At 40.0% G+C, this 25,106-nt stretch carries 23 protein-coding genes; 9 read left to right on the top strand and 14 right to left on the bottom strand.

The genetic code is table 11. The annotated features are described in order from the left end of the window. Nucleotides 1-14: 14 nt before the first annotated feature. Together dapF and lptM are read right to left on the bottom strand one after the other, a co-directional pair. On the bottom strand, nt 15-845 hold the full coding sequence (dapF, locus tag ASU03_RS00140; RefSeq protein WP_057829891.1) for a diaminopimelate epimerase: 831 nt from the start codon (nt 843-845) through the stop codon (nt 15-17). Between the two features lie 5 nt (nt 846-850). Next, nucleotides 851-1,150, bottom strand: a complete 300-nt coding sequence (gene lptM / locus ASU03_RS00135) for an LPS translocon maturation chaperone LptM (protein ID WP_231731447.1) — start codon at nt 1,148-1,150, stop codon at nt 851-853. 154 nt (nt 1,151-1,304) lie between these two features. On the opposite strand from lptM, the gene cyaY reads away from it, so the two are divergent. The 5 genes from cyaY to ASU03_RS00110 are packed head-to-tail and all read left to right on the top strand — an operon-like array spanning nt 1,305 to nt 6,004. Beyond that, entirely contained in the window at nt 1,305-1,625 is a 321-nt protein-coding gene (gene cyaY / locus ASU03_RS00130; RefSeq protein WP_057829889.1) for an iron donor protein CyaY, read from the top strand. A gap of 24 nt (nt 1,626-1,649) precedes the next feature. Further along, nucleotides 1,650-2,603: a hydroxymethylbilane synthase gene (gene hemC / locus ASU03_RS00125; RefSeq protein ID WP_057179186.1), complete on the top strand. Its 954-nt coding sequence runs from the start codon at nt 1,650-1,652 to the stop codon at nt 2,601-2,603. After that, nucleotides 2,575-3,429 carry a uroporphyrinogen-III synthase gene (locus tag ASU03_RS00120; RefSeq protein ID WP_231731446.1) on the top strand — a complete coding sequence of 285 codons (855 nt, stop codon included), beginning with the start codon at nt 2,575-2,577 and terminating at the stop codon, nt 3,427-3,429. Before hemC ends, ASU03_RS00120 begins: the two co-directional genes overlap by 29 nt. A 38-nt stretch (nt 3,430-3,467) precedes the next feature. Next, nucleotides 3,468-4,796 (top strand): uroporphyrinogen-III C-methyltransferase, encoded by a 1,329-nt coding sequence (locus tag ASU03_RS00115; protein WP_082627069.1) that lies wholly within the window; start codon nt 3,468-3,470, stop codon nt 4,794-4,796. After that, nucleotides 4,793-6,004 (top strand): heme biosynthesis HemY N-terminal domain-containing protein, encoded by a 1,212-nt coding sequence (locus ASU03_RS00110; RefSeq protein ID WP_057829886.1) that lies wholly within the window; start codon nt 4,793-4,795, stop codon nt 6,002-6,004. The genes ASU03_RS00115 and ASU03_RS00110 overlap by 4 nt, the downstream gene beginning before the upstream one ends. A 49-nt stretch (nt 6,005-6,053) precedes the next feature. Here the strand turns inward: ASU03_RS00110 and ASU03_RS00105 are convergent, their stop codons facing one another. From ASU03_RS00105 to ASU03_RS00095, 3 genes are all read right to left on the bottom strand, one after another. Further along, the gene (locus ASU03_RS00105; RefSeq protein ID WP_057829885.1) at nt 6,054-6,260 is read right to left on the bottom strand and encodes a DUF3565 domain-containing protein; all 207 of its coding nucleotides are present in this window, start codon (nt 6,258-6,260) and stop codon (nt 6,054-6,056) included. Nucleotides 6,261-6,660: 400 nt separating this feature from the next. Then, nucleotides 6,661-8,163: an FG-GAP repeat domain-containing protein gene (locus tag ASU03_RS00100; RefSeq protein WP_231731445.1), complete on the bottom strand. Its 1,503-nt coding sequence runs from the start codon at nt 8,161-8,163 to the stop codon at nt 6,661-6,663. A gap of 598 nt (nt 8,164-8,761) precedes the next feature. Beyond that, on the bottom strand, nt 8,762-12,232 hold the full coding sequence (locus ASU03_RS00095) for a hybrid sensor histidine kinase/response regulator (protein ID WP_057829883.1): 3,471 nt from the start codon (nt 12,230-12,232) through the stop codon (nt 8,762-8,764). A 467-nt stretch (nt 12,233-12,699) separates the two neighbouring features. Between ASU03_RS00095 and ASU03_RS00090 the strand changes: the two genes are divergently transcribed. The 4 genes from ASU03_RS00090 to ASU03_RS00075 are packed head-to-tail and all read left to right on the top strand — an operon-like array spanning nt 12,700 to nt 16,729. Further along, nucleotides 12,700-14,820, top strand: coding sequence for a TonB-dependent receptor (locus ASU03_RS00090; protein WP_057829882.1), 2,121 nt, complete (start codon nt 12,700-12,702; stop codon nt 14,818-14,820). Nucleotides 14,821-14,879: 59 nt separating this feature from the next. Then, complete coding sequence (locus ASU03_RS00085) at nt 14,880-15,146, top strand: hypothetical protein (RefSeq protein ID WP_057829881.1); 267 nt, start codon at nt 14,880-14,882, stop codon at nt 15,144-15,146. Then, on the top strand, nt 15,146-15,790 hold the full coding sequence (gene pnuC / locus ASU03_RS00080; protein ID WP_057829880.1) for a nicotinamide riboside transporter PnuC: 645 nt from the start codon (nt 15,146-15,148) through the stop codon (nt 15,788-15,790). The genes ASU03_RS00085 and pnuC overlap by 1 nt, the downstream gene beginning before the upstream one ends. Nucleotides 15,791-15,805: 15 nt before the next feature. Then, nucleotides 15,806-16,729 (top strand): phosphotransferase, encoded by a 924-nt coding sequence (locus ASU03_RS00075; RefSeq protein ID WP_057829879.1) that lies wholly within the window; start codon nt 15,806-15,808, stop codon nt 16,727-16,729. Between the two features lie 188 nt (nt 16,730-16,917). Here the strand turns inward: ASU03_RS00075 and ASU03_RS00070 are convergent, their stop codons facing one another. From ASU03_RS00070 to ASU03_RS00030, 9 genes are all read right to left on the bottom strand, one after another. Further along, nucleotides 16,918-17,343: a F0F1 ATP synthase subunit epsilon gene (locus ASU03_RS00070; protein WP_057829878.1), complete on the bottom strand. Its 426-nt coding sequence runs from the start codon at nt 17,341-17,343 to the stop codon at nt 16,918-16,920. Between the two features lie 89 nt (nt 17,344-17,432). Continuing rightward, nucleotides 17,433-18,818 carry a F0F1 ATP synthase subunit beta gene (gene atpD, locus ASU03_RS00065; RefSeq protein ID WP_057829877.1) on the bottom strand — a complete coding sequence of 462 codons (1,386 nt, stop codon included), beginning with the start codon at nt 18,816-18,818 and terminating at the stop codon, nt 17,433-17,435. A 109-nt stretch (nt 18,819-18,927) separates the two neighbouring features. Next, a complete protein-coding gene (gene atpG / locus ASU03_RS00060; protein ID WP_057829876.1) occupies nt 18,928-19,788 on the bottom strand; it encodes a F0F1 ATP synthase subunit gamma in 861 nt (286 codons plus the stop codon). 34 nt (nt 19,789-19,822) lie between these two features. Beyond that, entirely contained in the window at nt 19,823-21,364 is a 1,542-nt protein-coding gene (gene atpA / locus ASU03_RS00055) for a F0F1 ATP synthase subunit alpha (RefSeq protein ID WP_057829875.1), read from the bottom strand. Nucleotides 21,365-21,389: 25 nt separating this feature from the next. Then, nucleotides 21,390-21,923 (bottom strand): F0F1 ATP synthase subunit delta, encoded by a 534-nt coding sequence (gene atpH, locus ASU03_RS00050; protein ID WP_057829874.1) that lies wholly within the window; start codon nt 21,921-21,923, stop codon nt 21,390-21,392. A 12-nt stretch (nt 21,924-21,935) separates the two neighbouring features. Then, nucleotides 21,936-22,406 (bottom strand): F0F1 ATP synthase subunit B, encoded by a 471-nt coding sequence (gene atpF, locus ASU03_RS00045; RefSeq protein WP_057829873.1) that lies wholly within the window; start codon nt 22,404-22,406, stop codon nt 21,936-21,938. 48 nt (nt 22,407-22,454) lie between these two features. After that, nucleotides 22,455-22,706, bottom strand: coding sequence for a F0F1 ATP synthase subunit C (atpE, locus tag ASU03_RS00040; protein WP_057829872.1), 252 nt, complete (start codon nt 22,704-22,706; stop codon nt 22,455-22,457). Nucleotides 22,707-22,816: 110 nt separating this feature from the next. Continuing rightward, the gene (gene atpB, locus ASU03_RS00035) at nt 22,817-23,614 is read right to left on the bottom strand and encodes a F0F1 ATP synthase subunit A (protein WP_057829871.1); all 798 of its coding nucleotides are present in this window, start codon (nt 23,612-23,614) and stop codon (nt 22,817-22,819) included. 67 nt (nt 23,615-23,681) lie between these two features. After that, complete coding sequence (locus ASU03_RS00030) at nt 23,682-24,062, bottom strand: ATP synthase subunit I (RefSeq protein ID WP_082627068.1); 381 nt, start codon at nt 24,060-24,062, stop codon at nt 23,682-23,684. Nucleotides 24,063-25,106 lie beyond the last annotated feature (1,044 nt).

Genomic DNA, 25,106 nt, shown 5'->3' with positions numbered 1-25,106 from the left:
GTTGGGGAAAAGTATCATATAGATATTTGGCCATCAAATACGTGAGTTGCGGGCCCTGACATCTTCACCGGGTGACCCGGTCCTTGCCAAAATATGCGTAATTTACCACCTGGCAGCTCTACGGTTACTTGTTTGGCTAGTTTTTTCTGCATATAACCAATAACAACGGCCGCACAGGCACCACTACCACAAGCTAAGGTTTCTGCTGCGCCACGTTCATAGACTCTTAATTTAATATAATTCGGTGATACTATTTCCATAAAACCAACATTGGCATCTTTAGGGAAACGCTCATGGGTTGATAATTCTTTGCCAAGTGATGCCACAGGCGCTTCCGCGACACTATCAACGGTAACGACACAATGTGGATTACCCATAGACACAGCACCACATAAAACAGTTTCACTTTCACTGCGTATAATATAAGTGCCTTCCATTTTCTTGGCATTAAAAGGAATTTTACTCGGCTCAAATTGTGGCACAGGCATAGTGACGGAAATATTACCATCACGCTCTATATATAGATTCATCTTGCCTGTACTGGTAGAAACTTTAATCTTATGTTTATTACACAAGCCTTTCATCCGGACAAACTTTGCAAAACAGCGAGCGCCGTTACCACACTGCCCGACCTCACTACCATCAGCATTATAAATACGGTAATGAAAATCTAAATCGGGATCATAGGGCGGTTCAACAACTAATAGTTGGTCAAAACCAATACCGAAGTTTCTGTCAGCAATTTTAGCGATTTGTTCGGGTGATAAAAAAACGTTTTGCGTGACATTATCAAGCACTAGAAAGTCATTACCTAAACCATGCATTTTAGAAAAATTGACTAACATTAGGGCTACTCTTTAACTGGGTCTGTTGACGGTTTTACGGAGGGAATAACTAGCAACTTTATTGGCGACTGCACGGATTGCTTTTTTTTTGACTCATCAGACGCTGTTACTGATTTTTCTTGGCTTTTATCAGCCTGCTCGGCCACATTACCTGTTTCGTTACTTGCTTCATTGCCTTGCTCAGGTGCTTGATACAAATCACCTTTAATACCACAAGCAGATAAAAAAATGGCGGCGATAAAAGTCAGTAAAATTGTTTTGAAGTTTAAATTACGATGTAAGTAACGGGGTCTATTGGTACTCATGATGGTTTTTGCCATAAAAGTCGTTTAAATCAAGGTTATTAGCTGAACTTAACCGCTCTGTATCTATATTTATTTGGTCTGATTGCTATTATACTCACATGCTTATCAACAATAATACTCACTTAGAAAAATAATGATAGTTAAAGGATAGGCAATGAACGATAGCCAATACAACTTGCTCACTGATGAACTTCTTCTCGCTATAGAAGAAGCTGTCGAAGACTCTGGTGTCGATATAGATTACGAAGGTGTTGGCGGATTATTAACGCTAACTTTTCTAGATACCAGCAAAGTGATCATAAACAAACAAGCGCCCTTACATGAAATATGGGTAGCAACAAAATTCAACGGTCACCACTTTGTCTTTAACAACAATAGTTGGATAGATAAACGCAGTGGTGATGAATTTTGGCAGTTTTTATCAAAAGCGGTAAGCATACAAGCTGAAACTGAATTAACGCTTTCAGCTCAGTAACCATTATATATTTGGATAAATAGAATGACTAACACTACAGTTCGTATTGCCACACGCAAAAGCGCTCTCGCCTTATGGCAAGCTGAATATGTTAAAGCTCAACTTGAGCATTTTCATGCCGGTATTAACGTTGAATTAGTACCTATGACCACCAAGGGCGATATCATTTTAGACACGCCTTTAGCCAAGGTTGGTGGTAAAGGCTTATTTGTTAAAGAGCTTGAAGTGGCAATACTTGAAAATCGTGCTGATATTGCGGTCCATTCTATGAAAGATGTACCGGTAGATTTTCCTGATGGCTTAGGCTTAACAGTGATTTGTCCTCGTGAAGATCCCCGTGATGCTTTTGTTTCTAATACCATCAAGTCATTAAGCGATTTACCACAAGGCGCCATTGTCGGTACGTCAAGCTTACGCCGCCAGTGTCAATTAAAAGCCAGCCGCCCAGATTTAGATGTTCGTGATTTACGTGGCAATGTAAACACCCGCTTAAGAAAATTAGATGACGGTGAATACGATGCCATCATTTTAGCCGCTGCCGGGCTAATTCGCTTAGCTATGCCTGAGCGTATTGCAGAATTTATCGAACCAGAAGTCATGCTACCAGCAAATGGCCAAGGCGCTGTTGGCATTGAGTGTCGCAATGATGATGAAACCATTAAAGCCTTGTTGGCACCCTTAGAATGTAGCACCACTCGTATACGTGTTTTAGCCGAACGTGCGATGAACAGAGCCTTACAAGGTGGCTGCCAGGTACCTATTGGCAGCTATGGTGTTATCTCTGCAGATGGTAAAGAACTTTACTTACGTGGTTTAGTGGGTGCTGTTGATGGCAGTGAAATAATTAAAAGTGAAATTACTGGCCCGGTTGCAGAAGCTGAAGCACTCGGCAATAAACTGGCGCAAGAATTACTTAATCGAGGTGCCGATAAAATCTTACAGCAAGTGTATGCAGAAAGTAATGCCGAAAACACCTAAGTCTGCCGAACATAGCTCTCAAGTGATAGCACTTGAGACACCTACACCAGAGCCGTCTTTACTTACCTTAGGTAAACCGCTTAAGGTCTTAATCACTAGACCTAAGGCTAAAGCTCAACAACTTGCCTTATTACTTAACCAACAAGGCATAGCCAACACCAGCCAACCCTTATTTGACTATCAAAGTAACGCCAGTGCTAACGATATCAGCACAGCGCTAGCACACGCCGATATACTGATCTTTGTTAGTGTTGCCGCCGTTGAATTTACTCACGCCAGCTACCCGCTAAATAACAAGGTATGCCAAAGATTTTTTGCGGTTGGTCATGCCACCAAAAAAGCGCTACAGGCAATAGGTATTACTAGCGTTATATCGCCACCACCTCAGCAAGAGCACAGTGAAGGTATACTTAAGCTACCGCAATTAGCACAGGTTACCGGTAAAAAAGTCGTCATAATTCGTGGTAATGGTGGGCGAGAACATATTGCCGATTGTTTAAGGCAACGTGGTGCTAACGTGAGTTATGTCGAAAGTTACCTACGTGTATGGCGAACATTACCGATAAATATTGCCGAGCAATGGCGAGCACAACAAATTAACTGTATTGTCGTTACCAGTAACGATATATTATTAGCCTTAGTAAAATACTTAGTCAGCACTACCGATAACGCGGATAATTATTGGCAATGCCAGTGTTTGTGGTTAGTAGTCAGTGATCGTATTGAAAAAAATGCCCAAGCCTTAGGTTTAACACGGGTACTGAATACCCATAGTGCAAGCTCCCAAATACTTAGTGATACCTTACAAACACTCTCTGGTTCGTAAGCCTATTTATAAAATAAATAACGATGGAATATAGAATTATGTCGGATAAAGAAGTCTCTAACAACAAACTATCGGCTAATAGCAGCACCGAGCAGCAAGAGGCCGCTAAAACATCATCTGACAGTAACGCTAAAAGAAACTCGCTGGCTCCTACACCAAAGCATGATAACGCTGACACTAACCAGAAAAAATCTGAGCAGAAAAAATCATCGAATAAAGCCGCGACTATTGCTTTGGTACTTGCCACGATAAGTATTTTTACTTCACTTGGCCATTATACTTGGCAACAGCAACAAACTAGCGCGCAATTTCTAGCACTAAGCCAAAAAAATAGCCAAGCGCTACAACAAAGCCAAGCTCAACTAAAGAGCAGCTTAAGCGCAGAGTTTAACCAGCAATTGCAACAACAGCATAGTGCAAATAGCCAATCACAACAAAGTGCTCAGCAAGTACATATTGAACATGACAGCCAGGTGCAGCGATTAGCGGCTCAAATTAACCAGTTAGAACAGCAAGTGACTCAGCGCCAGCCCAGTGATTGGTTAATACATGAAGCAGAATACTTAGTGCGTGTGGCCGCGCGTACTATGTGGCTAGAGCGTGACACTAAAGCCGCTATCGGCTTGCTGCGTGATGCTGACAATCGCCTAGAAGAATTAAATCAGCCAAAGTTCCTACCTGTGCGGGCATTAATTAATGAAGATATTGAAAACTTGGCGTTAATGCCAACACTGAACAATCAGCAAGCCATTTTGACCTTGATGGCACTTAACAAACAGGTAGCCACATTAACACTAGCCAGCGTGAACCTAACAGCCGTGGTCGATGCAAGCAAAGAAGACCTTGCTTTGTCCGATGATATCGGTGATTGGCAAGAAAATCTCGCAAAAACCTGGCAGAAGTTTCTCAACGACTTTATCACGGTGCGCCGAAGAACCGGACAAGTTGAGCCATTAATGGCTCCTGAGCAACAGCAGCATTTAAAACAAAATATAAGTCTAAAAGTACAGTTAGTGCAATGGGCTGCCAGCGAACAAAAGGAAGAAGTTTATCAACAAACCTTGCTTGATATTCAACAATGGCTAAATGAATTCTTTGATATGAGTTTACCGGTAAACCAAAAGTTCTATCAAGCAATAGAGCAGCTAAAACAGCAGACTATCTATTACGACTACCCCAGTGATTTACGTTCATTAGCGGCAATAAAACGTTTGCTTGATGATACTAAGAAAATTACGCGGCCACAAAGCCCTAAGTTAAAAAATGCCCCTTTAGAGCAAAAATCAACCCCGTCGGTAGGACAAACGCCAACACCCGAAGAAAACAAACCCGTTGAAAATGAACCCGTGAGCGGAGGCCAGTTATGATCCGCATTATCATTGCCTTAATCCTTTTTCTTAGCGTAATGGCAATAAGCCCCTTTTTAATTGATGAAAAAGGTTACATTCTTATTGCTATGGGTAACACCACCATAGAATTAACCGTATTATCTGCCGGCATTATGTTAACACTACTCTTCATTGCCCTCATTATTAGCTTAAAGCTGTTGCGCGGAGGTTTACATTTAAGTTTTGGTGCCTGGAACAAGCTCGCTTTTGCCGGGCAACGCCGTGGCATCGCCAACTTTAACAAAGGTCTGGCCGCTTATATGTTAGAGGACTATAGCCAAGCGGAAGCGCTATTCGCCAAGAGTGCCATTCCATCAAAACGTAAACAAAGTGCTTACCTACTTGCCGCCTCTGCAGCAGCCAAACTAAACCTAGATAGCAATACAAATCATTACCTAGCATTGCTAGAAAAAGAAACCGTTAAGCTGCAAGATGTAGGTTTATCAAGTATTATTGTTAATATAAAATTATTAATGAATCAAGATAAAGCGGAAACCTACAGCAAAGCTCGCCGCTTAATTGATGAACACCATAAACAGATTGGCCATGATGCTCGCTTACTGGCGCTAGAAATTGATTTATGCATTATTGAGCAACGCTTTAGCCAAGCGATAAAATACTTAACGGCAGCACGTAAAGAGAAGACCATTACCGATGGAGTACTTCAAGCTTGGCAACGACAAGCCTATTACGGTAGCTTTAATGACATTATCACCCAGCATAATAGTAAAGCCTTGTTTGATAATTGGCAGGCTCTTAGCCGTAAGGTTAAACAACAGGAAGCGGTACTTTTTGCTTACTGCAAAGTGTTAGCCGAAAACAAAATCATAGCGCCAATAAATAACTTACTAGTGCCACTATTAAAAAAATCACCTAGTAGTGCGTTTTTAAAGGAAATCCGTAGCCTGCCTATTACCCAAGCCGACGAGCTGATTGTTATTGTGCAAAAACAATTACATAAAAATGTTCATAGCGGTAAATGGTTAAGTTGTTTAGGTCATTTAGCCTTGATGAGCGGGCAATATTCTATGGCAGAAAAAGCCTTTGGTAGCCTGATAAAGCTAGCCGATGATGATTATGGTAGGCAATATGATCGCCAAGACTTGCAAGCTTTAGCACAGGCTCATAGCCAACAAGGCCGGTATCAAGCTGCCGATTCTATTTGGTTAAAAGCAAGCGCTTTATAGATAAGGTAATTCAGGTTATTGCTTAGCAAAGTAATAACCTATATACCCGTTAGCAGGTATTTTTTGCTGCACCCTCATCACATTTTTTACATTTTAGTAACTGCCCTAACATGCTTTTCCGTCCATGTAATGACACAACCCAAGGTCGATTAATAAATGGCGGCTTGTGCCTAACATGTTGAAAATGTCCACAAACCAGCTCTGCTACCCAATGGTCTTCTTCATCTTGATGATAACCACAAATCGCCTGTTTCATTGTTAACTCAGTATTATTTTAGCCTTACAGGGCTATGGTATATACCCGTGACCATTCAAGATGCATGTTTCAGAGTGCTTGAGCAATTTCAATTCAAGGCGCTGTGATGAAATAATGGTTGTTCCGGAGAATATGCTCAGGATAATTGCTCCTGCATTATCTAATAAGGTACTTCCTGTACCGTCTGCATTCTCTAACAAGCTGCATCCATGCAGCGTCATTATGAGTTACAGCAACGATGAAGTGATGTTGCTCAAACGCTTCTTCGATGGGTTTAAAATGACTTTATACCGCGTTAACTAATTAAACCATAGAATGACTATGCTTCAATTATTTCCCTTGCCTAAAGCCCTTTTAATTCCCACTGAAATCGAGCACTTTGAATGGTAACGGGTATAAGTTACTTTGAAAAGAGTACTTTAAACTCTTTAGCCTTATCTTCACCATCAAGGCGAGAGAATTTCATTAGTAAATCATCTTTACCATCACCATTTAAATCTTCAACCATGACCCGTTTGCCATCTTTAGGTAACTGAGTGCTATAGCTAACACTGCGTTTTTTAAATGATTTGTTATTCTTGCTCGCTTTTATACCTAGGTATATTTTCAACTCATCATCATCATCTGACAAAATAAGCTCTTTTAGGCCATCACCATTTAAGTCTGCCAACTTAACTACCGCACTACCAGTTTGCCCTGAGCTTAAACTAAAAGTCAGTTCAACACCTTTTTTAATCGTTGGTTTTGTTGGGAATTTATCTTCTGCATTCATTTTAAATACATAAACATCTTGGTCAATACTGCCCGTGATTAAGGCACCGATAATTTGCGATAGGCCGATATCAAAGCCAGCGAGTAAAACCTCAAGTTTGTCATCACTATCAATATCGACAAACTCTAAACCTGTCAGTGTACCTTCGGCATGAATAACACTGTCGGGAGTTTGAGCATAACTTAATTCGCCGTTACTGTTCCGACCGAGGAATATTTCATAATCATTAACGCGGTCGAGTACACCTGAAGCCTTAGTATAACGCACCACCATATCGACAATACCATCGGCATTAACATCACGCAGCTGCTCTAATTTTCGGTATTCCAAATTACTTTGGTCAAGTTGCTCACCACTTTCATCGCGCTTATTCCACCATTCAGTACCACTGATCGCTGCATTAATGGTTAAGTGAACTGCCGTGCTAGCAAACATACTCTGTTCCGTTTGCAGATAAATAATCATTTCACCATCACCGATCAGTAAAATATCAACTTTGCCATCGAAGTTTACATCACTAAAATACAGCTTTGCTTGGCTATAACTGGCACCTGATGAAAACACCCGAACTTCAGGCTTTATCGGCAGTACTTGGCTAATAAAGCCACCCTTTTCCTGACCAATAAGAATATGGGTGTTATTAAAGTCGGCAATAATTACATCAGCAAAAGCATCATTATTTAGATCTTGAATAAAATCGCCGCGACTGAGGTAATCGGCTTGCTCTTGAATGTATAACGACTCAATATTTGCTAGGGGCTTAAACTGCTGATTTTGATAAAGGCTTAATAAATCAGCAGAAAGGAAGTAGAGCTGTTGTTTTTTCTCTGCGTGTAATTCACTTAAATCAAAGCGATAAAACTGTTTCGGTATGATGGTTTTTTCCGCGACCACATACTGATTAGCTTCACTATCTAGTTGGTAAATTATTAACCAACGATTACTCTGTTCATCGACAGAAAAAGTAATTAGCTCCTTACCTTTACCTGCCAGTACATCGGCGGCAATAATTTCTTGCGTGAGTTTATAGGGAGTATTAATAATAACTTCATTAAAATCAATGGCGAACGACTTGCTAGCAAACGTAGTTAAAGACGTTACACAGACAAGGGTAGTAAGCAGGCTAAACACTCTTTTTTTCTTAAACAACAAGGGCAATCTCCATATATAATACTTAATGCTATTAACCATCTTCTGGTAAATGTAGAACACTAAAAGCCATTAGAGTTCCCTAGCATGCTCTAACATATATAACATATATAACATAGCCAAGTTAAAGCGCAGCAAAAAAGCTGTTACATAATATGTAACAGCTTTGTATATTTCTTATTAAAGCCCCTTATTTCAGAGGTTTAACCAACGTAATCCGCTTACAGCTTCTTCGCCTTACCTTATAACCACGCGCTCATCATGAGCCCCCCACCCTATAGGCTATGTTAAATCTAGCTATAACCAACATAATCAGCTTGCAGCTTCTTCGCCTTACCTTATAACCACGCGCTCATCATGAGCCCCTCCACCTATAGGCTATGTTAAATCTAGCTATAACCAACATAATCAGCTTGCAGCTTCTTCGCCTTGACTTATAACCACGCGCTCATCATGAGCCCCTCCACCTATAGGCTATGTTAAATCTAGCTATAGCCAACGTAATCCGCTTACAGCTTCTTCGCCTTACCTTATAACCACGCGCTCATCATGAGCCCCCCACCTATAGGCTATGTTAAATCTAGCTATAACCAACGTAATCCGCTTGTAACTTCTTCGCCAGCATAGCGCTCATCATTGCCCGTAACGCGGCAGGTTTTACTAATTTACGCATATAACCGACATCGTAACTTTTGGCCTTAGCTTCAATGTCTGTATCTGTGGTCGCGGTTATTAATATTGCTGGTAGTGAATGATGACACTGACTACGTATGTCTTTAATCAAGGTTAAACCATCCACTTGCATTTCTTGTCGATCACCAGCCTGATAGCCCAATTGATAATCAACCAATAATATATCTATTTCATTACTGTGATTAGCAAATTCTGTTAGGGCTGTTTCTCTAGAGTCCGCCGCTAGAATATTACATTGCCACGCTGAAAGTAGCTCAACCATACCACTGAGTACATCTGGATCGTTATCTATACATAAAACGGTGATATCTTTTAACGCGACATGAAAGCTAGGTTTTGTAACCATTCTCGCTTGCACCACAGGTTTCGCTTGCTCTACTTGCACAGAAAATTTACAACCTTGCATGGTTTTCGATTGTAAACTTAAGCTATGTCCCAATAACTGCGCCAAACTTTGGGTGATATTAAGCCCTAAACCCAAGCCTCTACCCGCTTGATTATTATGGGTATTAAGTTGGGTAAACTGCTCAAAAACCAACTCTTGCTTTTCAACAGGAATACCTGGACCATTATCTAAAATTTGTATAATAACTTTGTTATTAAAAACTCTGGCGCCTAATAAAACTTTTCCTGGGCTGGCATATCTAAAAGCATTGCCAACCAAATTTTGAATAATACGTCTGAGTAAATGTCTATCTGACTTAATCCAAACTTTACTGGCCACTAGACGAAACTCGACCGACTGTTCAATAGCAAGGGCGGAAAACTCTTGTGATAAGTCCTCAAATAAGTCATTGAGTGCAAAAACTTGTACATTGGCTTTTATATTGCCACTTTCTAAACGAGCAATTTCGGCTAAATCAGCCAATAAATCATTAGCCGCTTTTAACGAACGGTCAATATTATCGACTTGCTTTTGCTGAACCTTAGTTAAATTACCTTGCTCCGACAGAGCCGAAGTGAATAATCTTGCGGCTTCTAAGGGTTGCATTAAATCATGACTACAAGCTTTCAGGTACTGACTTTTTTTCAAATGCGCTTGTTCAGCTTTTTCATGCGCTTTCGCCAGAGCTTCATTGGTTTTAGCTAGCGTTAGCGTACGTTCATAAACGCGAGTTTCCAGATCAAGATTGGCCTCTTTAAGTACTTGCTCTGCTTGTCGATAGGCGGTGATATCAGAGAACAACATAACAAAACCACCACCCGGCAGAGGGTTACCTTCAATGCGAATAGTTTTCCCACTTGCTTGTTGCCGTTCTGAACTATGTGGGTTGCCTTTACGTAAGAAGTCTAAGCGACGGTTCACCTGCGACTCTATATCTCCAGAGCCACATAAGCCGCGTTGCACATTATAACGAATAAGGTCAGATATCGGGCTGCCTATATAGACTAACTCTGCTGGGTAATCGAATAAGTCTATATATTTTTTATTCCAGGCAACTAGCTGTAATTTATCATCAACGATGGAAATGCCTTCACTGGCATTTTCTATAGCACTTTGCAGTAAGTTTTGGGAAAATTGTTGTTTATGACTGGAAGCTTCTTCAACAAAAACAGCCAATTCATCTAGGGCAAAATCACGCCCATCAAGTACTGAACTCAACACTAAACGAGCAGATGATGAGCCCATCACAGTTGCTAGCGTATTTTCAGTGTGCTGCAATAATTGTTGGTTATAGCCAACATTGCCCAATTGCTTTTTATCATTAACCGATAAGAAGTTCTTGAAGCTATCGCGCGCTTTGTCTATGCCAACAAACCGAGACGCTAACAATTCTAACTCGCTAACATCTAAATGACGTTTTTTCTCTGCGCTAAGCAGCTTGGGTGACTGCCACTCAAGAAACAGCGAGGCTTGTATCCGCTCTTGTACACTCTGTCGGCTGATTTGTGATAAAGCCCACATCACTATGATATTGGCTCCTAAGCTAAAGAGCGTGGCGGTGGTTTTTGCCGGTAAAAACCCTTCAGCAAAAGGTGATGCGTATAAACCAAATTGCGGTAAGAAGTTAAGGGTCAGCCATAAGATAAAGCCCACCAATATACCGGCGTAGACCCCTACTAAGCTAGCACGTCGCCAATAAAAGGCCGCAATTAACGCTGGTGTTAGCTGGGCAAAAGCGCCGAAAGCCACTTCGCCTAAGGAAGAGAGTGTATCGGGTGAGGCCATGATAAAAACACCATAACCTAGCAGAATAACAAACAAGGCCAGTAGCTTTCGAATGTTTAATAAACGTTTGCGAAAATGATCATAGTCAGTTTGCGCCACTTTTTGTCGACGATAAAGTAGCGGGAAAACAATTTCATTACTGAGCATGGTACTTAGGGCGATAGCGGAAATAATTACCATAGAGCTTGCTGCCGATATCGCGCCTAAAAAAGCAAACAAGGTCAGCCAGGTTTGCTCGGTAACATCCGGCAAAAACAGTACATAGGTATCTGAGGGCACAGTATTCCCTAGTAACATTTGACCAGCTAAACCCAGCGGCACGGCGAAGAAAGCAAAGACTAATAAATACAGCGGAAAGACTCGACGACTAAGCCAGGTATCTTTCTGATCTTTCAGCTCAACCACCATCACCTGAAATTGACGCGGCAATGATAAAAATGCCGCCATAACAATCACTAACATGGCCAACATAGAAGTGACGTTATCGACAGTCAGTTGTTGCTCAAGTAAAGCATTAGCATCGGCTTGCTGCCAAATATCTACCGGTGAATCATACAAAACAAAACAGACAAAAATACCGACAGCTAAAAAAGCAAATAATTTCACTAAAGATTCAAAGGCAATGGCCAACATAACGCCGGGGTGTCGCTCAGTGACATCAATGTGTCTAATACCAAATAAAACAGTAAATACCGCTAAAACTAGACTGACCACTAAGCCAATGCCCCAACTAGTGAAACTTTGCTCTATTTGTAATTGCTGAAAAGAATACACCATAGCTTTAAGCTGCAAGGCGATATATGGCATGGTGCCAACGAGGGCAACTATGGTCACCATAATAGCGAGATTATGTGACTTGCCAAAGCGCGCTGCTAGTAAGTCAGCAATAGAGGTTAAATGTAGCTTCAAGCTGACGCGAATGATGCGTTGAATAAAGGGCCAAGCAAAAACAAAAAGCAGTATCGGGCCTAAATAGATCGGTAAGTGCGATAGTAAACTAGTAGATGCTTGTCCTGTGGTACCTAAGAAACTCCACGAGGTACAATAAACACCAAGCGTTAGTGCATAAATAATACTCTGACCTTTTTTAGCCAGCTGATGTCGGTATCGGTCCCCCAGAAAAGCAATTAAAAATAATAAGCCAATATAAGCCAAACTTAACAGCACTAATTGCCAATTGGGAAACATAAATACTCGCTACTATTATTTTATCGGTAAGTTACTACAATGTGGATTAATTATGATATCCGTGCCACTTCATAATGCAGGATTCAGTGTGAATTTAAAAGACTTTAGGTAAAGCATTCATTGCAAAGCAATGGTTATTCAGCAGAATATGCTCTGACTTTATCTAATGAGCAGCAGCCAGTAGCAGTCTATTTAATCGCAATAACGCCGCAATAAATCTTTTAACAGCGGCTCAACAATAACAAGATTCCAAGGTGATTATTTGTTAGAATAGCGTGCAACCAAGGGGTGCGCTGTCATTTAGCTTTTAAACTGACTAGTCGCTGAGATATATACTCTTTGAACCTGGGCAGAAAATTAGCTTAATTATTTTTCTGGCATAGGGATGGTTACAGATAAATATTAAAATTCATCAAAAATTATCCTGCTTGCACAGCCCAACTTTTTATTTTTTTGATGAGATTTTTATGACCTTCTCCAAATCGGCTATTAGTTTAGCTATCACCGCCAGTATTTTTAACGTTACCGCTTTCGCTGAAGAGCAAACGAGTAATGACACTAACGATATTGAAACCATTACTGTTACCAGTGATTTTCGCCAGCAAAACCTGCAAAAAATTCCGGCATCGTTGTCTGTACTAACCGCTATTGAAATTAAGCAACGTAATGCTAAACATCTTGAAGAATTAATTGCCGTTAGCCCCAATGTTAACTTTGCCAGTGGTTCACAACGAGCACGTTATTATCAAATTCGTGGTATTGGCGAACGCAGTCAATTTCAAGAACCGATTAACCCGTCAGTGGGTGTGATTATTGATGAAGTTGACTTTACTGGTATCGGTAGTGTTGCTTCATTATTTGATGTTAAGCAAGCGGAAATTTTTCGCGGTCCACAAGGTACCCGTTTTGGCGCCAATGCTATTGCTGGTATGATAAATATTACCACCAATGCGCCAACCGAAGACTTTGAAGGTGCCTTACAATTTGGCGTCGGCAATTATAATAGTTATGATTTAGGTGTTGCTTTATCTGGCCCTGCCAGCGATTCAGTTAATTACCGCTTAGCCGTTAATCAAAGTAACAGTGATGGCTATATAGAAAATACTTATTTACAGCGTGAGGATACTAACAACCGTGATGAATTAACTATCCGCGGTAAACTGGCTATAGAAGTCAGTAACGATCTGACCATTGACCTTGCGGGTTATTACTTTGATTTTGATAACGGTTACGATACCTTCTCACTAGATAACACTAGAGAGACGCTTTCTGACGAGCCGGGGTTTGATCAACAAGAAACCACTGCCTTTTCCGCTAAATTTACCTATCAAGGTTTTGACAGCGCCACTGTATTAGCCATTATTAGTAGCTCCGATTCAGATTTAGCTTATGGCTATGATGAAGATTGGGCTTACGTTGGCATATCTGACCCCGATGTTATCGAAAATCCTGATTATGCCTACTGGGAATACACTTCTACCGATCATTATTACCGCGATAAAGCAGTATTAACTACTGAGTTACGCGCTGTATCTAAGCAAGGCCAAGAACTTTTTAATGGCAGTACAGCTTGGGTTGCTGGTATTTACTTTAAACAAGACGACGAAGACCTGTTACGCCAATACACTTATGCCGATAGTGATTTTACTTCAACTAACGACAGCACTAGTGTTGCGCTTTATGGGCAATTAGACACCCAGTTAACCGAGCAGTGGTCGCTAATATCTGGTTTACGTATTGAAAATTACAGTGCCGATTATAACAATTCAGCTCAGTTTGATGACAGTATTGACGATACTATGGTCGGCGGTAAGTTAGTACTTAGTTATCAACAAACTCAAGATAGCATGTGGTACGGCTCAATTAACCGTGGTTATAAAGCCGGTGGTCATAATACCGACGGTACTTTACCTGAAGGTTTGCGTACTTTTGATCCTGAATATTTATTGAACTATGAAATTGGCTATAAGGTTTCTTTACTCGAAAACAGTGCTTATGTTCGAACTTCGATTTTCTATATGGATCGTGAAGACATGCAAGTAAAAAGCTCTAAAACCATAGTACGTGCAGACGGTAGTTCTGAATTTATTAGCTATTTAGGTAACGCTGCTACTGGTAGTAACTACGGTATTGAAGTTGAAAGTGCATGGCATATAAACGACGTTGTTAACGTTTATGGTTCTTTCGGCTTACTTGAAACTCAATTTAATGATTTTATTAATGCTGAAGGTGAATCTTTAGATGGTCGTGAACAAGCCCATGCGCCAAACTATCAATTCAATGTTGGCATTAATGTTCAACCGAATGAAAATTGGTTAATCAATATTTCTGTTGATGGTAAAGATAGCTTCTACTTCTCTGATAGCCATGATGAAAAGTCTGAATCTGTAGCATTACTTAATGCTTCCATTAGCTACTTACAAGAGAACTGGCAGCTTAAAATTTGGGGCCGTAACCTAACCAATAAAGACTACGCTAACCGTGGCTTTTATTTTGGTAATGACCCACGTGATGGTTATACTGCCAAGCAATATACTCAGTTGTCTGAGCCATTAGTTTTTGGTGCTAGCTTAGACTATCAATTTTAATTAGCATGACTTGTATCAGGGGGGATCTATCCCCCCTGATACACTTATAAAGGTACCTTATGAAAATTTCTATCGAACTGAGCTTATACCCCTTAGCGGAAGAGCAATATAAAACCGAGATTTGGGCGTTTATCAAAAGGCTTAGATTGGTAGAAGGTTTGCAAGTAGTCACTAATGGCATGAGTACGCAAGTGTTTGGTGATTACGACCTGGCTGTTAATCATGTTATGGCTGAGATCAAACACGTACATCAAAACACCGGCGCGGCGGTTTTTGTTTGTAAGTTTATTAATGGTGATCGTTCACAAGTCGAAGCTGAAAGTTAATGGCTGAAATCTTAACCAGCGTTACCAGCTACTTCCAACAACTGCCTTGGCTTGAGCTGATAGCTATGCTGCTATCACTTGCCTATGTTATTTTGGCTGCTAAAGGTTCCTTATGGTGTTGGCCGGCTGCCTTTGTTAGTACCGCACTGTACACAGTTATTTTTTATGATGTTTTGCTGTTAATGGATAGCGCCTTAAACGCCTATTACTTATTAATGGCAGTTTATGGTTACTGGCAATGGTCTAAACACAGCAATAACAATCAAGCTGATAACGCCGAGATCACCATTGTAAGTTGGAATTTAAGCTGGCATATTAAAATATCTACTGGCTTAGTAATACTTGCTGTTGGCTTAGGTTATCTTATGGCTAACTATACTGAGGCGCATTTTCCCTATTTAGACACCTTCACTACGGTATTCGCGGTATTTGCTACCTACTTGGTTGCTAATAAGGTCTTGGAAAACTGGCTATATTGGATTGTTATTGATCTTGTTTCTATCTATTTATATATCGAAAAAGCCTTAATACCGACCACGGTTTTATTCGTGATCTTTGTTATTGCTGCATGTTACGGTTATAGCAAGTGGTTAACGCTGTATAAGAAGTCATCAATCAAATTGCAGCCGGCTACTAGTAGCTAAGGCTATAGTTGTTATATGCTTGTTCCTATAGATGTTATTAACTCTCTGCAATCTTTGCCTTGTTTTACCGAGATTCAGGCCATTAGTTTATTAGCGGATGGCTTGAGTCAAACCGCAATTAAAGTTAGCACAGCTTCGCAGGTGTTTTTTGCTAAAAAGCTTAATGATGAGACCGCCAGTACAGAGATCTCTTGTGCCCTCTTTTTTGCTAGGAAAGATGCAAAGCAACAGTTAAGTCCGCCCGTTATTTACCATGACCAGCAATGGTTAGTGACTGAATTTATTCACGGTATCACGCTTGCTGATGCTGAGCTTAAAATTCAGGTCAAGATTTCCATTGCACTGACGCTCATGGCACAGTTACATCAATTACCGACTTCAGTTGCCAAGCAAGCGATTAAGCCACTGAACACAACACGGTCAATCAAGCGTTTATTAACTAACCCTGCCCCTTTACTAACAAAAAAAAGCCACCTTTTAGATAATGTAACCAAGTCATTGTCTTGCACTATTAACAGCCTAATTGATGCTTCACAGAGCCCTAGCATGCTTTGTCATGGTGATATTAATTTCACTAATATTCTACTAGATGATCAGCAAAGATCTTGGCTAATAGATTTTGAATGTGCACATTTAGCACCAGTGGAATTCGATTTGGCCATGTTTATCGCAGTAAACAATATTGCTGATCACCATATAGCGGGGATAGTTAATGACTATAGAAAATTAGTAGTTAGTTACCAGCCTAATCTTAAATTACTGAACTACTACATTCTCTATAGCTTTTATATTAACGGTTTATGGTATTTTGATAATAGCAAAAACTTACCAGCAGGCAATCGATTATATACCTTAGCTATAGAGCAATGGTCGGCCTTCGACCATTTTGCAACTCATCACTCCATTGCTATAACAAAATTAATGCCGGTAGTTAGCTAATGCTGCTAACGAATACCTTTCTCCTGACATATACCCGTTGTCATTGTTTATCTATTCTGCACTTAATGGTATTACAGAGACAAAAAAGCCGCTTTACTCTAGGAGTAAGCGGCTTTTAAAATCAGTATCATTGTTCACTTCTTATGACTAAGAAATCACTAAACCTGAAGGTAGGATCACTAGATAAACTAGTTAACCTTTTTCTTACTCGCTTGTATAACGCGTAATTGCGCTTCTGCACGAGCTAAATCAGCGGCAGCAGCAGCAAAGTCAACACCATCAGTATTCTTGTTGATGTTATCTTCAGCACGTTGTTTCGCGTCAAGAATAGCTTGTTCATCTAAATCAGCGCTACGTGTAGCAACATCTGCTAATACGATTACGTTATTTGGTTGAACTTCTAACATACCACCGGAAAGATAAATCACTTCTTCAGTGCCATCTTCTTTGGTAATTAATGCCATACCTGGTTTTAATGAGGTTAATAAAGGTGCATGACCCGGCATAATACCTAATTCACCTTCACTACCTGTGATCTGTAATGATTTAATGCTACCAGAAAATAAACTTTCTTCTGCACTAACAACACTAAGATTTACCGTAAATAATGCCATTTGACTTGACCTCTTTAATTGTAGGTTGGGCTTTAGCCCATCACATATTTATAAAAACCATGATGCCCTAGAGGACGACCTACAAATGATTACATCTTGTTCGCTTTCTCTACGGCTTCTTCAATAGTACCTACCATATAGAAGGCTTGCTCTGGTAAATCATCATAATCACCCGCTATAATGCCTTTAAAGCCAGCAATGGTGTCTTTTAATGATACATATTTACCTGGAGAACCAGTAAATACTTCAGCAACGAAGAACGGTTGAGATAAGAAACGCTGAACTTTACGAGCACGGGTAACTGTCTGTTTATCTTCTTCAGAAAGTTCGTCCATACCTAAAATAGCGATAATATCTCTAAGTTCTTTGTAACGTTGTAATATGGTTTGTACACCACGTGCAACATCATAATGTTCTTGACCAACAACTAAAGGATCAAGTTGACGAGATGTAGAATCTAATGGGTCAATTGCTGGGTAAATACCTAGCTCAGCAATTGAGCGAGAAAGTACTACCGTTGCATCTAAATGCGCAAACGTTGTTGCAGGACTTGGATCAGTCAAATCATCTGCAGGTACATATACCGCTTGAATTGAAGTAATTGAACCTTTATGAGTTGAAGTAATACGTTCTTGTAAGATACCCATTTCTTCAGCTAATGTTGGTTGATAACCAACCGCTGATGGCATACGACCAAGTAATGCAGAAACTTCAGTTCCCGCAAGCGTATAACGATAAATATTATCAATAAAGAATAATACGTCACGACCTTCATCACGGAATTTTTCAGCCATGGTTAAACCTGTCATGGCAACACGTAAACGGTTTCCTGGAGGCTCGTTCATTTGACCGTAAACAAGCGATACTTTATCAAGTACACCAGAGTCGTTCATTTCATGGTAGAAATCGTTACCTTCACGAGTTCGCTCACCAACACCAGCAAATACTGAGTAACCACTATGTTGAATAGCGATGTTGCGGATAAGTTCCATCATGTTAACGGTTTTACCAACACCAGCACCACCGAAAAGACCAACTTTACCACCCTTAGCGAATGGACAAATTAAATCGATTACCTTGATACCAGTTTCTAACAATTCATTAGATAATGCTTGGTCGACGTATGCTGGTGCTTCGCGATGAATACCCCAACGTTCTTTTTCGCCAATTGGACCTGCATCATCGATAGGCTCACCCAAGACGTTCATGATGCGACCTAAAGTCTCAACACCAACAGGAACTTGAATAGCTTCTTTTGTATCTTCTACAGTCAAACCACGACGTAAACCGTCTGATGACCCCATTGCAATAGTACGAACAACACCACCGCCCAGCTGTTGCTGAACTTCAAGTGTTAAACCTGCTAGGTCACCTTCAGTTATCTTTATTGCGTGATATACCTGAGGTACGGCATCTTGTGGAAATTCAACATCCACAACTGCGCCAATTATTTGGACGACTTTACCTGCACTCATGTTTATTCCTCTTAATTTAAGCTAACTAAATATTGATAGTTAATTAGCTTGTCGTTAAATTACGAATTTTTTGTTACCGATACTTGTTATTAAAACAACTACCTAATCCTTATACCGCAGACGCTCCGGCAATAATTTCACCTAATTCTTGGGTGATTGCCGCTTGACGTGCTTTGTTGTATACCAATTGTAAATCGTCGATCAAGTCACTGGCATTATCAGTTGCTGACTTCATCGCTACCATACGGGCAGCTTGTTCACAGGCGATATTTTCTACAACACCTTGATATACTTGCGATTCTACATAACGAACCAATAATTGATCTAACAATACGTTAGCATCAGGCTCATAGATGTAATCCCAACGATGTTTAATTTTTTCATCGTCAGACTTAGGCAAAGGTAACAATTGATCGATTGTTGGCGCTTGTGTCATGGTGTTAACAAACTTGTTATACACAATAAACAGCTTATCAATTTTTCCGTCATCATACGCTTTCAGCATAACCTGTACACTACCAACTAAGTCAGTAATAGACGGGCGGTCGCCTAAGCCAGAAATTTGAGCAGTAACATTCGCACCCATGTTATTGAAAAATGACGTAGCTTTAGAGCCTACGACAGCAAATTCAACTTCACAGTCTTTCGATTGCCATTCACTAGCAGATGCTAGTACTTGTTTAAATAAATTAATATTTAAACCACCACACAAACCACGGTCTGTTGATACAACAATATAGCCAACACGCTTAACTTCACGTTCTTCCATATATGGATGACGATATTCTAAGTTACCAAGCGCGATATGACCGATCACATTTCGTATATTGTTTGCATATGGACGAGAGGCTGCCATGCTTTCTTGCGCTTTACGCATTTTAGACGCAGCAACCATTTCCATAGCTTTTGTGATCTTTTGAGTGTTTTGCACACTCGCAATCTTGGTTTTTATCTCTTTACCAACGGCCATGACTCTTCTCTCCGAAACTAGTTAATGATAACTCTTACCAAGTTTGCGTTGACTTGAATGTCTCAAGTGCTTTATTCAAACTTGCTTCGATATTTTTATCATAGTTACCAGTTTCATTGATGGTAGCCATAAGCTCAGCTTGCTCATTATTCATGTAAATATGCAAAGCATCTTCAAAATCATTGATTTTTTTAATTTCAATATCAACTAAGAAGCCTTTTTCCGCAGCAAATAATGATACCGCAGTTTCAGCTACTGATAATGGACTGTATTGCTTTTGCTTCATTAATTCAGTTACACGTTGACCATGCTCTAATTGGGCACGAGTAGCATCATCTAAATCTGAGGCAAATTGAGCAAACGCAGCTAATTCACGGTATTGAGCTAATGCTAAACGGATACCACCACCAAGTTTCTTGATGATTTTTGTTTGTGCAGCACCACCAACACGCGATACAGATAAACCTGCATTTACCGCTGGGCGAATGCCTGAGTTAAACAAACTAGACTCTAAGAATATCTGACCATCGGTAATTGAGATAACGTTCGTTGGAACGAATGCAGATACATCACCACCTTGAGTTTCAATAATAGGTAAGGCAGTTAAAGAACCCGTTTTACCTTTTACCGCACCCTTAGTGAATTTTTCTACATAAGCTACATTTACTCGAGCAGCACGCTCTAATAAACGACTATGAAGATAGAAAACATCACCTGGGTAGGCTTCACGACCTGGCGGACGACGAAGTAGTAATGAAATTTGACGGTAAGCAACAGCTTGCTTAGACAAATCATCATATACGATCAACGCATCTTCACCGCGGTCACGGAAGTATTCACCCATTGAACAACCCGCGTATGGTGCTAAGTATATTAAGGCAGCCGCTTCAGAAGCTGAGGCAACCACAATAATAGTATTTTCTAGAGCGCCATGGTCTTCTAACTTACGTACTACGTTAGCAACGGTAGAAGATTTTTGACCAATCGCAACATAAATACATTTAATGCCAGTATCTTTTTGGTTAATAATGGCATCTATTGCGATGGCAGACTTACCAATTTGACGATCACCAATGATTAATTCACGTTGACCACGGCCAATTGGAATCATAGCATCAATTGACTTGATACCAGTTTGTACTGGTTGGTTAACTGATTGACGTTCGATAACACCTGGAGCTTGTACTTCAACAGGAGCAAAGCCATCGTTTTCGATAGGGCCTTTGCCATCAATTGGCTCACCTAGAGTGTTTACTACGCGACCTAATAAGCCTGGTCCTACTGGAACTTCCAATATACGACCAGTACATTTTACTTTTTGTCCTTCAGCGAGATCCGCGTACGGACCCATAACTACCGCGCCGACCGAATCACGGTCTAAGTTTAATGCGATAGCATAACGGCCACCAGGAAGTTCGATCATTTCACCTTGCATTACTTCTGCAAGGCCATGGATACGAATGATACCGTCTGTTACAGAAACGATAGTACCTTCGTTACGAGCTTCGCTGACAACGTTAAACTGTCCAATACGTTTTTTGATCAGTTCAGCGATTTCAGTGGAATTCAGTTGCATGCTCTGTTCCCTTAATTTATCAGTGCTAGGATTGTAATGTTTGTGCTAAACGGTTCAATTTACCTTGGATAGAACCATCAATAACCATATCATCTGCTTTGATAATCAAACCAGAAATAATGGACGCATCTACGTTACAATTGAGCTTTACTTTACGTGCCAAGCGCTTTTCAAGCGCGGTGCTAATTTTTGCTTCCTGTTCAGTTGTTACTTCAACTGCAGAGGTCACATTCACATTAATGATTTGTTCATATTCTGCTTTTAATTCACAAAATTGAACTAACACTTGTGGTAGCACCAGCAAACGATGACTTTCAGCCATAACTTTTAAAAAGTTTTGGCATTCGCTATTTACTTGTTCACCACACACATTTAAAAATAATGATATGGCTTGCTCAACCGATACACCACCACTAAGGTAGGTATGGATAGTTTCATCTTGTGAAACTTGAGCCGCAAACGTTAGCTGGGTGAACCAGCTTTCAATTGCATTTTTTTCAACAGCAAAGTCAAACGCAGCTTTCGCGTAAGGACGAGCGATAGTAGTCAATTCAGACATAGCGCTCTCCCCTTAAAGCTCAGCGACGAGTTTATCTAAGATGTCGCTATGTGCAGCGGCATCAATTGAACGTTCAAGAATTTTCTCGGCACCGGCAATGGCAAGAATGGCAACTTGTGCGCGCAATTCTTCTTTAGCTCGGTTACGTTCAGTTTCAATTTCTGTATGGCCAGTAGCTAAGATTCTTTCTTTCTCAACTTGTGCTTTACCTGCAGCTTCGTCAACAATTTTAGCTTCATGTTTTTTAGCCGCATCGATGATTGACGCAGCTTGAACTTTCGCTTCTTTAAGTTGAGCAGTTGCTTTTTCTTGAGCAAGCTCAAGATCTTTAGCAGCACGGTCTGAAGCCGCAAGACCGTCAGCAATAGTAGCTTGACGAGCTTCGATGGCAGCCATAATTGGTGGCCATACAAACTTCATACAAAAAATTACAAATACGACAAACGCAATTAACTGGCCAATAATCGTGGCATTAAGATTCATTTGTGTACCTCCTAATCAATTATTCGTTTAAAAAATAAAGTGGCTAAATTAACCGATTTTAACGAATAAGATGTATAAGCCCATTGCTACACCGATCATCGCGATAGCATCGATAAGACCTGCTACGATGAACATTTTAACTTGTAGTTGTGGTGCAAGTTCAGGTTGACGAGCAGCAGATTCTAAGAATTTACCACCTAACAAACCAAAACCGATTGCAGTACCTAAAGCACCTAAGCCGATAAGTAGTGCTGCAGCGATATACATTAAACCTGCATGTTCAAGTACTAGTTGTTCCATTTTTTTTCTCCGATTGTTTAAAGTTAAAGTTTAAAAGTAAAAATTAGTATATTTGGCTTCCTGCCATCCCCTTCGGGCGACCTCCGTCGTTTAAATTCTTCCCTGAAGAATTAGTGATCTTCGTGCGCTAAACTAAGGTATACAATAGTTAACATCATAAAGATAAACGCCTGTAATGGGATGACCAATAAATGGAACGCTGCCCATAAAAAGTGAAGTGGCAATTGGTATAAACCAAGTGTCGCAATCAATAAGAAGATCAATTCACCCGCATACAAGTTACCGAATAAACGTAAAGATAATGCTAATGGACGAGCTAATAAAGTAACCACTTCAAGGATGAAATTGATTGGATACAAAGTCCAATGACCAAAAGGTTGTGTGTAAAGCTCTTTCATAAAGCCGCCAACACCTTTTACCTTAATTGAGTAGTAGATAATGAGGAAGAACACACCTCCAGCTAGACCGAAAGTAATGTTAGGATCAGCTGTTGGTACTGGCTTCATATAGATATCAGCCATGTCCATACCCGTTGCCAAGCTAATTAACCAAGGCAGTAAATCCACTGGCACCCAATCCATCATATTCATCAGTAAAATCCAGACAAATACAGTAAGCGCTAAGGGGGCTATTAAGTCATTTTTGCCATGGAAAGTGCTTTTAACACTGTCATCAACAAATTCTACCACCATTTCAACTGCACATTGCAGTTTACCTGGTACACCCGAGGTTGCTTTTTTAGCAACGCTACGGAAAATAGTAAGAAATACCACGCCTAAAAACACCGCCCAACCTAACGAGTCCAGGTTCAAGCTCCAAAAGCCTTCACCAACTGTTAAATTAGTTAAATGATGTTTAATATATTCTTGGCTGGTTAGTGTTGCTTCAGTAGCAGCAGCTGCAGACATATTAATGTTCCTAATGATTAAAGTTTAAATTAAAATTTTTATAAATTTGTTTATTAACAATTCCAGCTTAATTTTTAAATATATACGGTGTTACTGCGGGTAACATCAATACTAAGCTAAACATCGAAAAAAATGGTAAAGGCACCAACACTAAAAATTTGAAGGAGAGTGCTAGTAATAGAGCCGTTAAGGCCATTTTCAATTTTACACCACTAAAAAAGGAATCAATCACTTTTTCAGAGGCTTGTGCCCCAGCATATTTAAAAGCTTTATAGGCGAATAACATATTAGGGATGATTGCAATAAAACCACCAAGCAATGCTGATTTAGCAATTGACCAACCCCAAACAAAATAAATGACTAGCGTAACCAACAATACCACCGCAACCATGAAAGCACTCTGTTGCCGAGCATATTTTCGGCCAACTGCTGTTAATGTATTTTTCATCGTGATATATCTTATAAACATACGAAATCAATCGTATATTCTATAGTTTTTTAAAGTAAAAACTTTAACGCTAAAAAGTTTGCGCAAGTATACTTAACTTGGCTATTTTTGCAAGATATTAGGGCAAATCACGCCCTATATTTGTGCGAATGATTTATAAGCACCAGGAAAATACGCTATTAAATAATGTCTATTGGACAACTGTGACTGAGAGCTTTCAATGCCAAAATTAGCAGCCTAAATCAATTAACATACTACGACCCTTAAATATTTTTATAAGCTTCATAATTGAATGACAGAGAACAATGAGCTAGGTATAAATAATAATAAGTCGACGCCCCCTCCAACGAATAATAAGTACAGAATTTATACAATATTTTCATACTAGCTAATAAGTAACTGTTTACTTATTTTAATATCGGCTCGTTAATTATCTACTCGATTAAAATCGGCTTAACACCTAGATTTATAGTAAGTAATTGAGCTAGAAATGTCTTAATACCACTAATAACATTAAAAAATAGAAAGTAAAAATAGAAGTTTCGCAAACTCCTACTCTTACATAAAGCAAACACAACTTCTGCAGCACCGCGGCACTTTCCGTTAGAGATAGTGAATGAGATAAGGGGGGTCAAAAATATGTAGGCGGGAATTTATTCGCGCAGGGAGCTTGTTCGCGCTTCGAAATTTATTCGCGCTTATTTGTAATGGTTTCAAATCCCAGACAGCAAAAAGACCGATTCTTATCAATCGAGCTTCTCAGTGCCTAAGCACAAATAGAAGTTTAGCAATGTCCCGCTACGCTCGCACATGGGCTTACCTGCAACATAAGTCACACTACCATCGGCGCAACTACAACTTTTCAAATCCCACAAAGCAAAAAACCCGTAGCTTAAGCTACGGGTTTCTTTAAATATAAGTTTAGCAATGTCCTACTCTCACATAAAGAGAAAAACACCCACACACTTACTACATCCGGCGCAACTGCGTGACGTACATGGATGTACTAATGTCGCCGCGTTGCCATGGATGGCAATGAGCAGA

Origin of the sequence: Colwellia sp. TT2012 (genome assembly GCF_001440345.1) — a bacterium.
Taxonomy (GTDB): Bacteria; Pseudomonadota; Gammaproteobacteria; order Enterobacterales; family Alteromonadaceae; genus Colwellia.
Note: the sequence above shows the minus strand (reverse complement) of the source record. Positions and strands in the feature narration are given on the sequence as shown.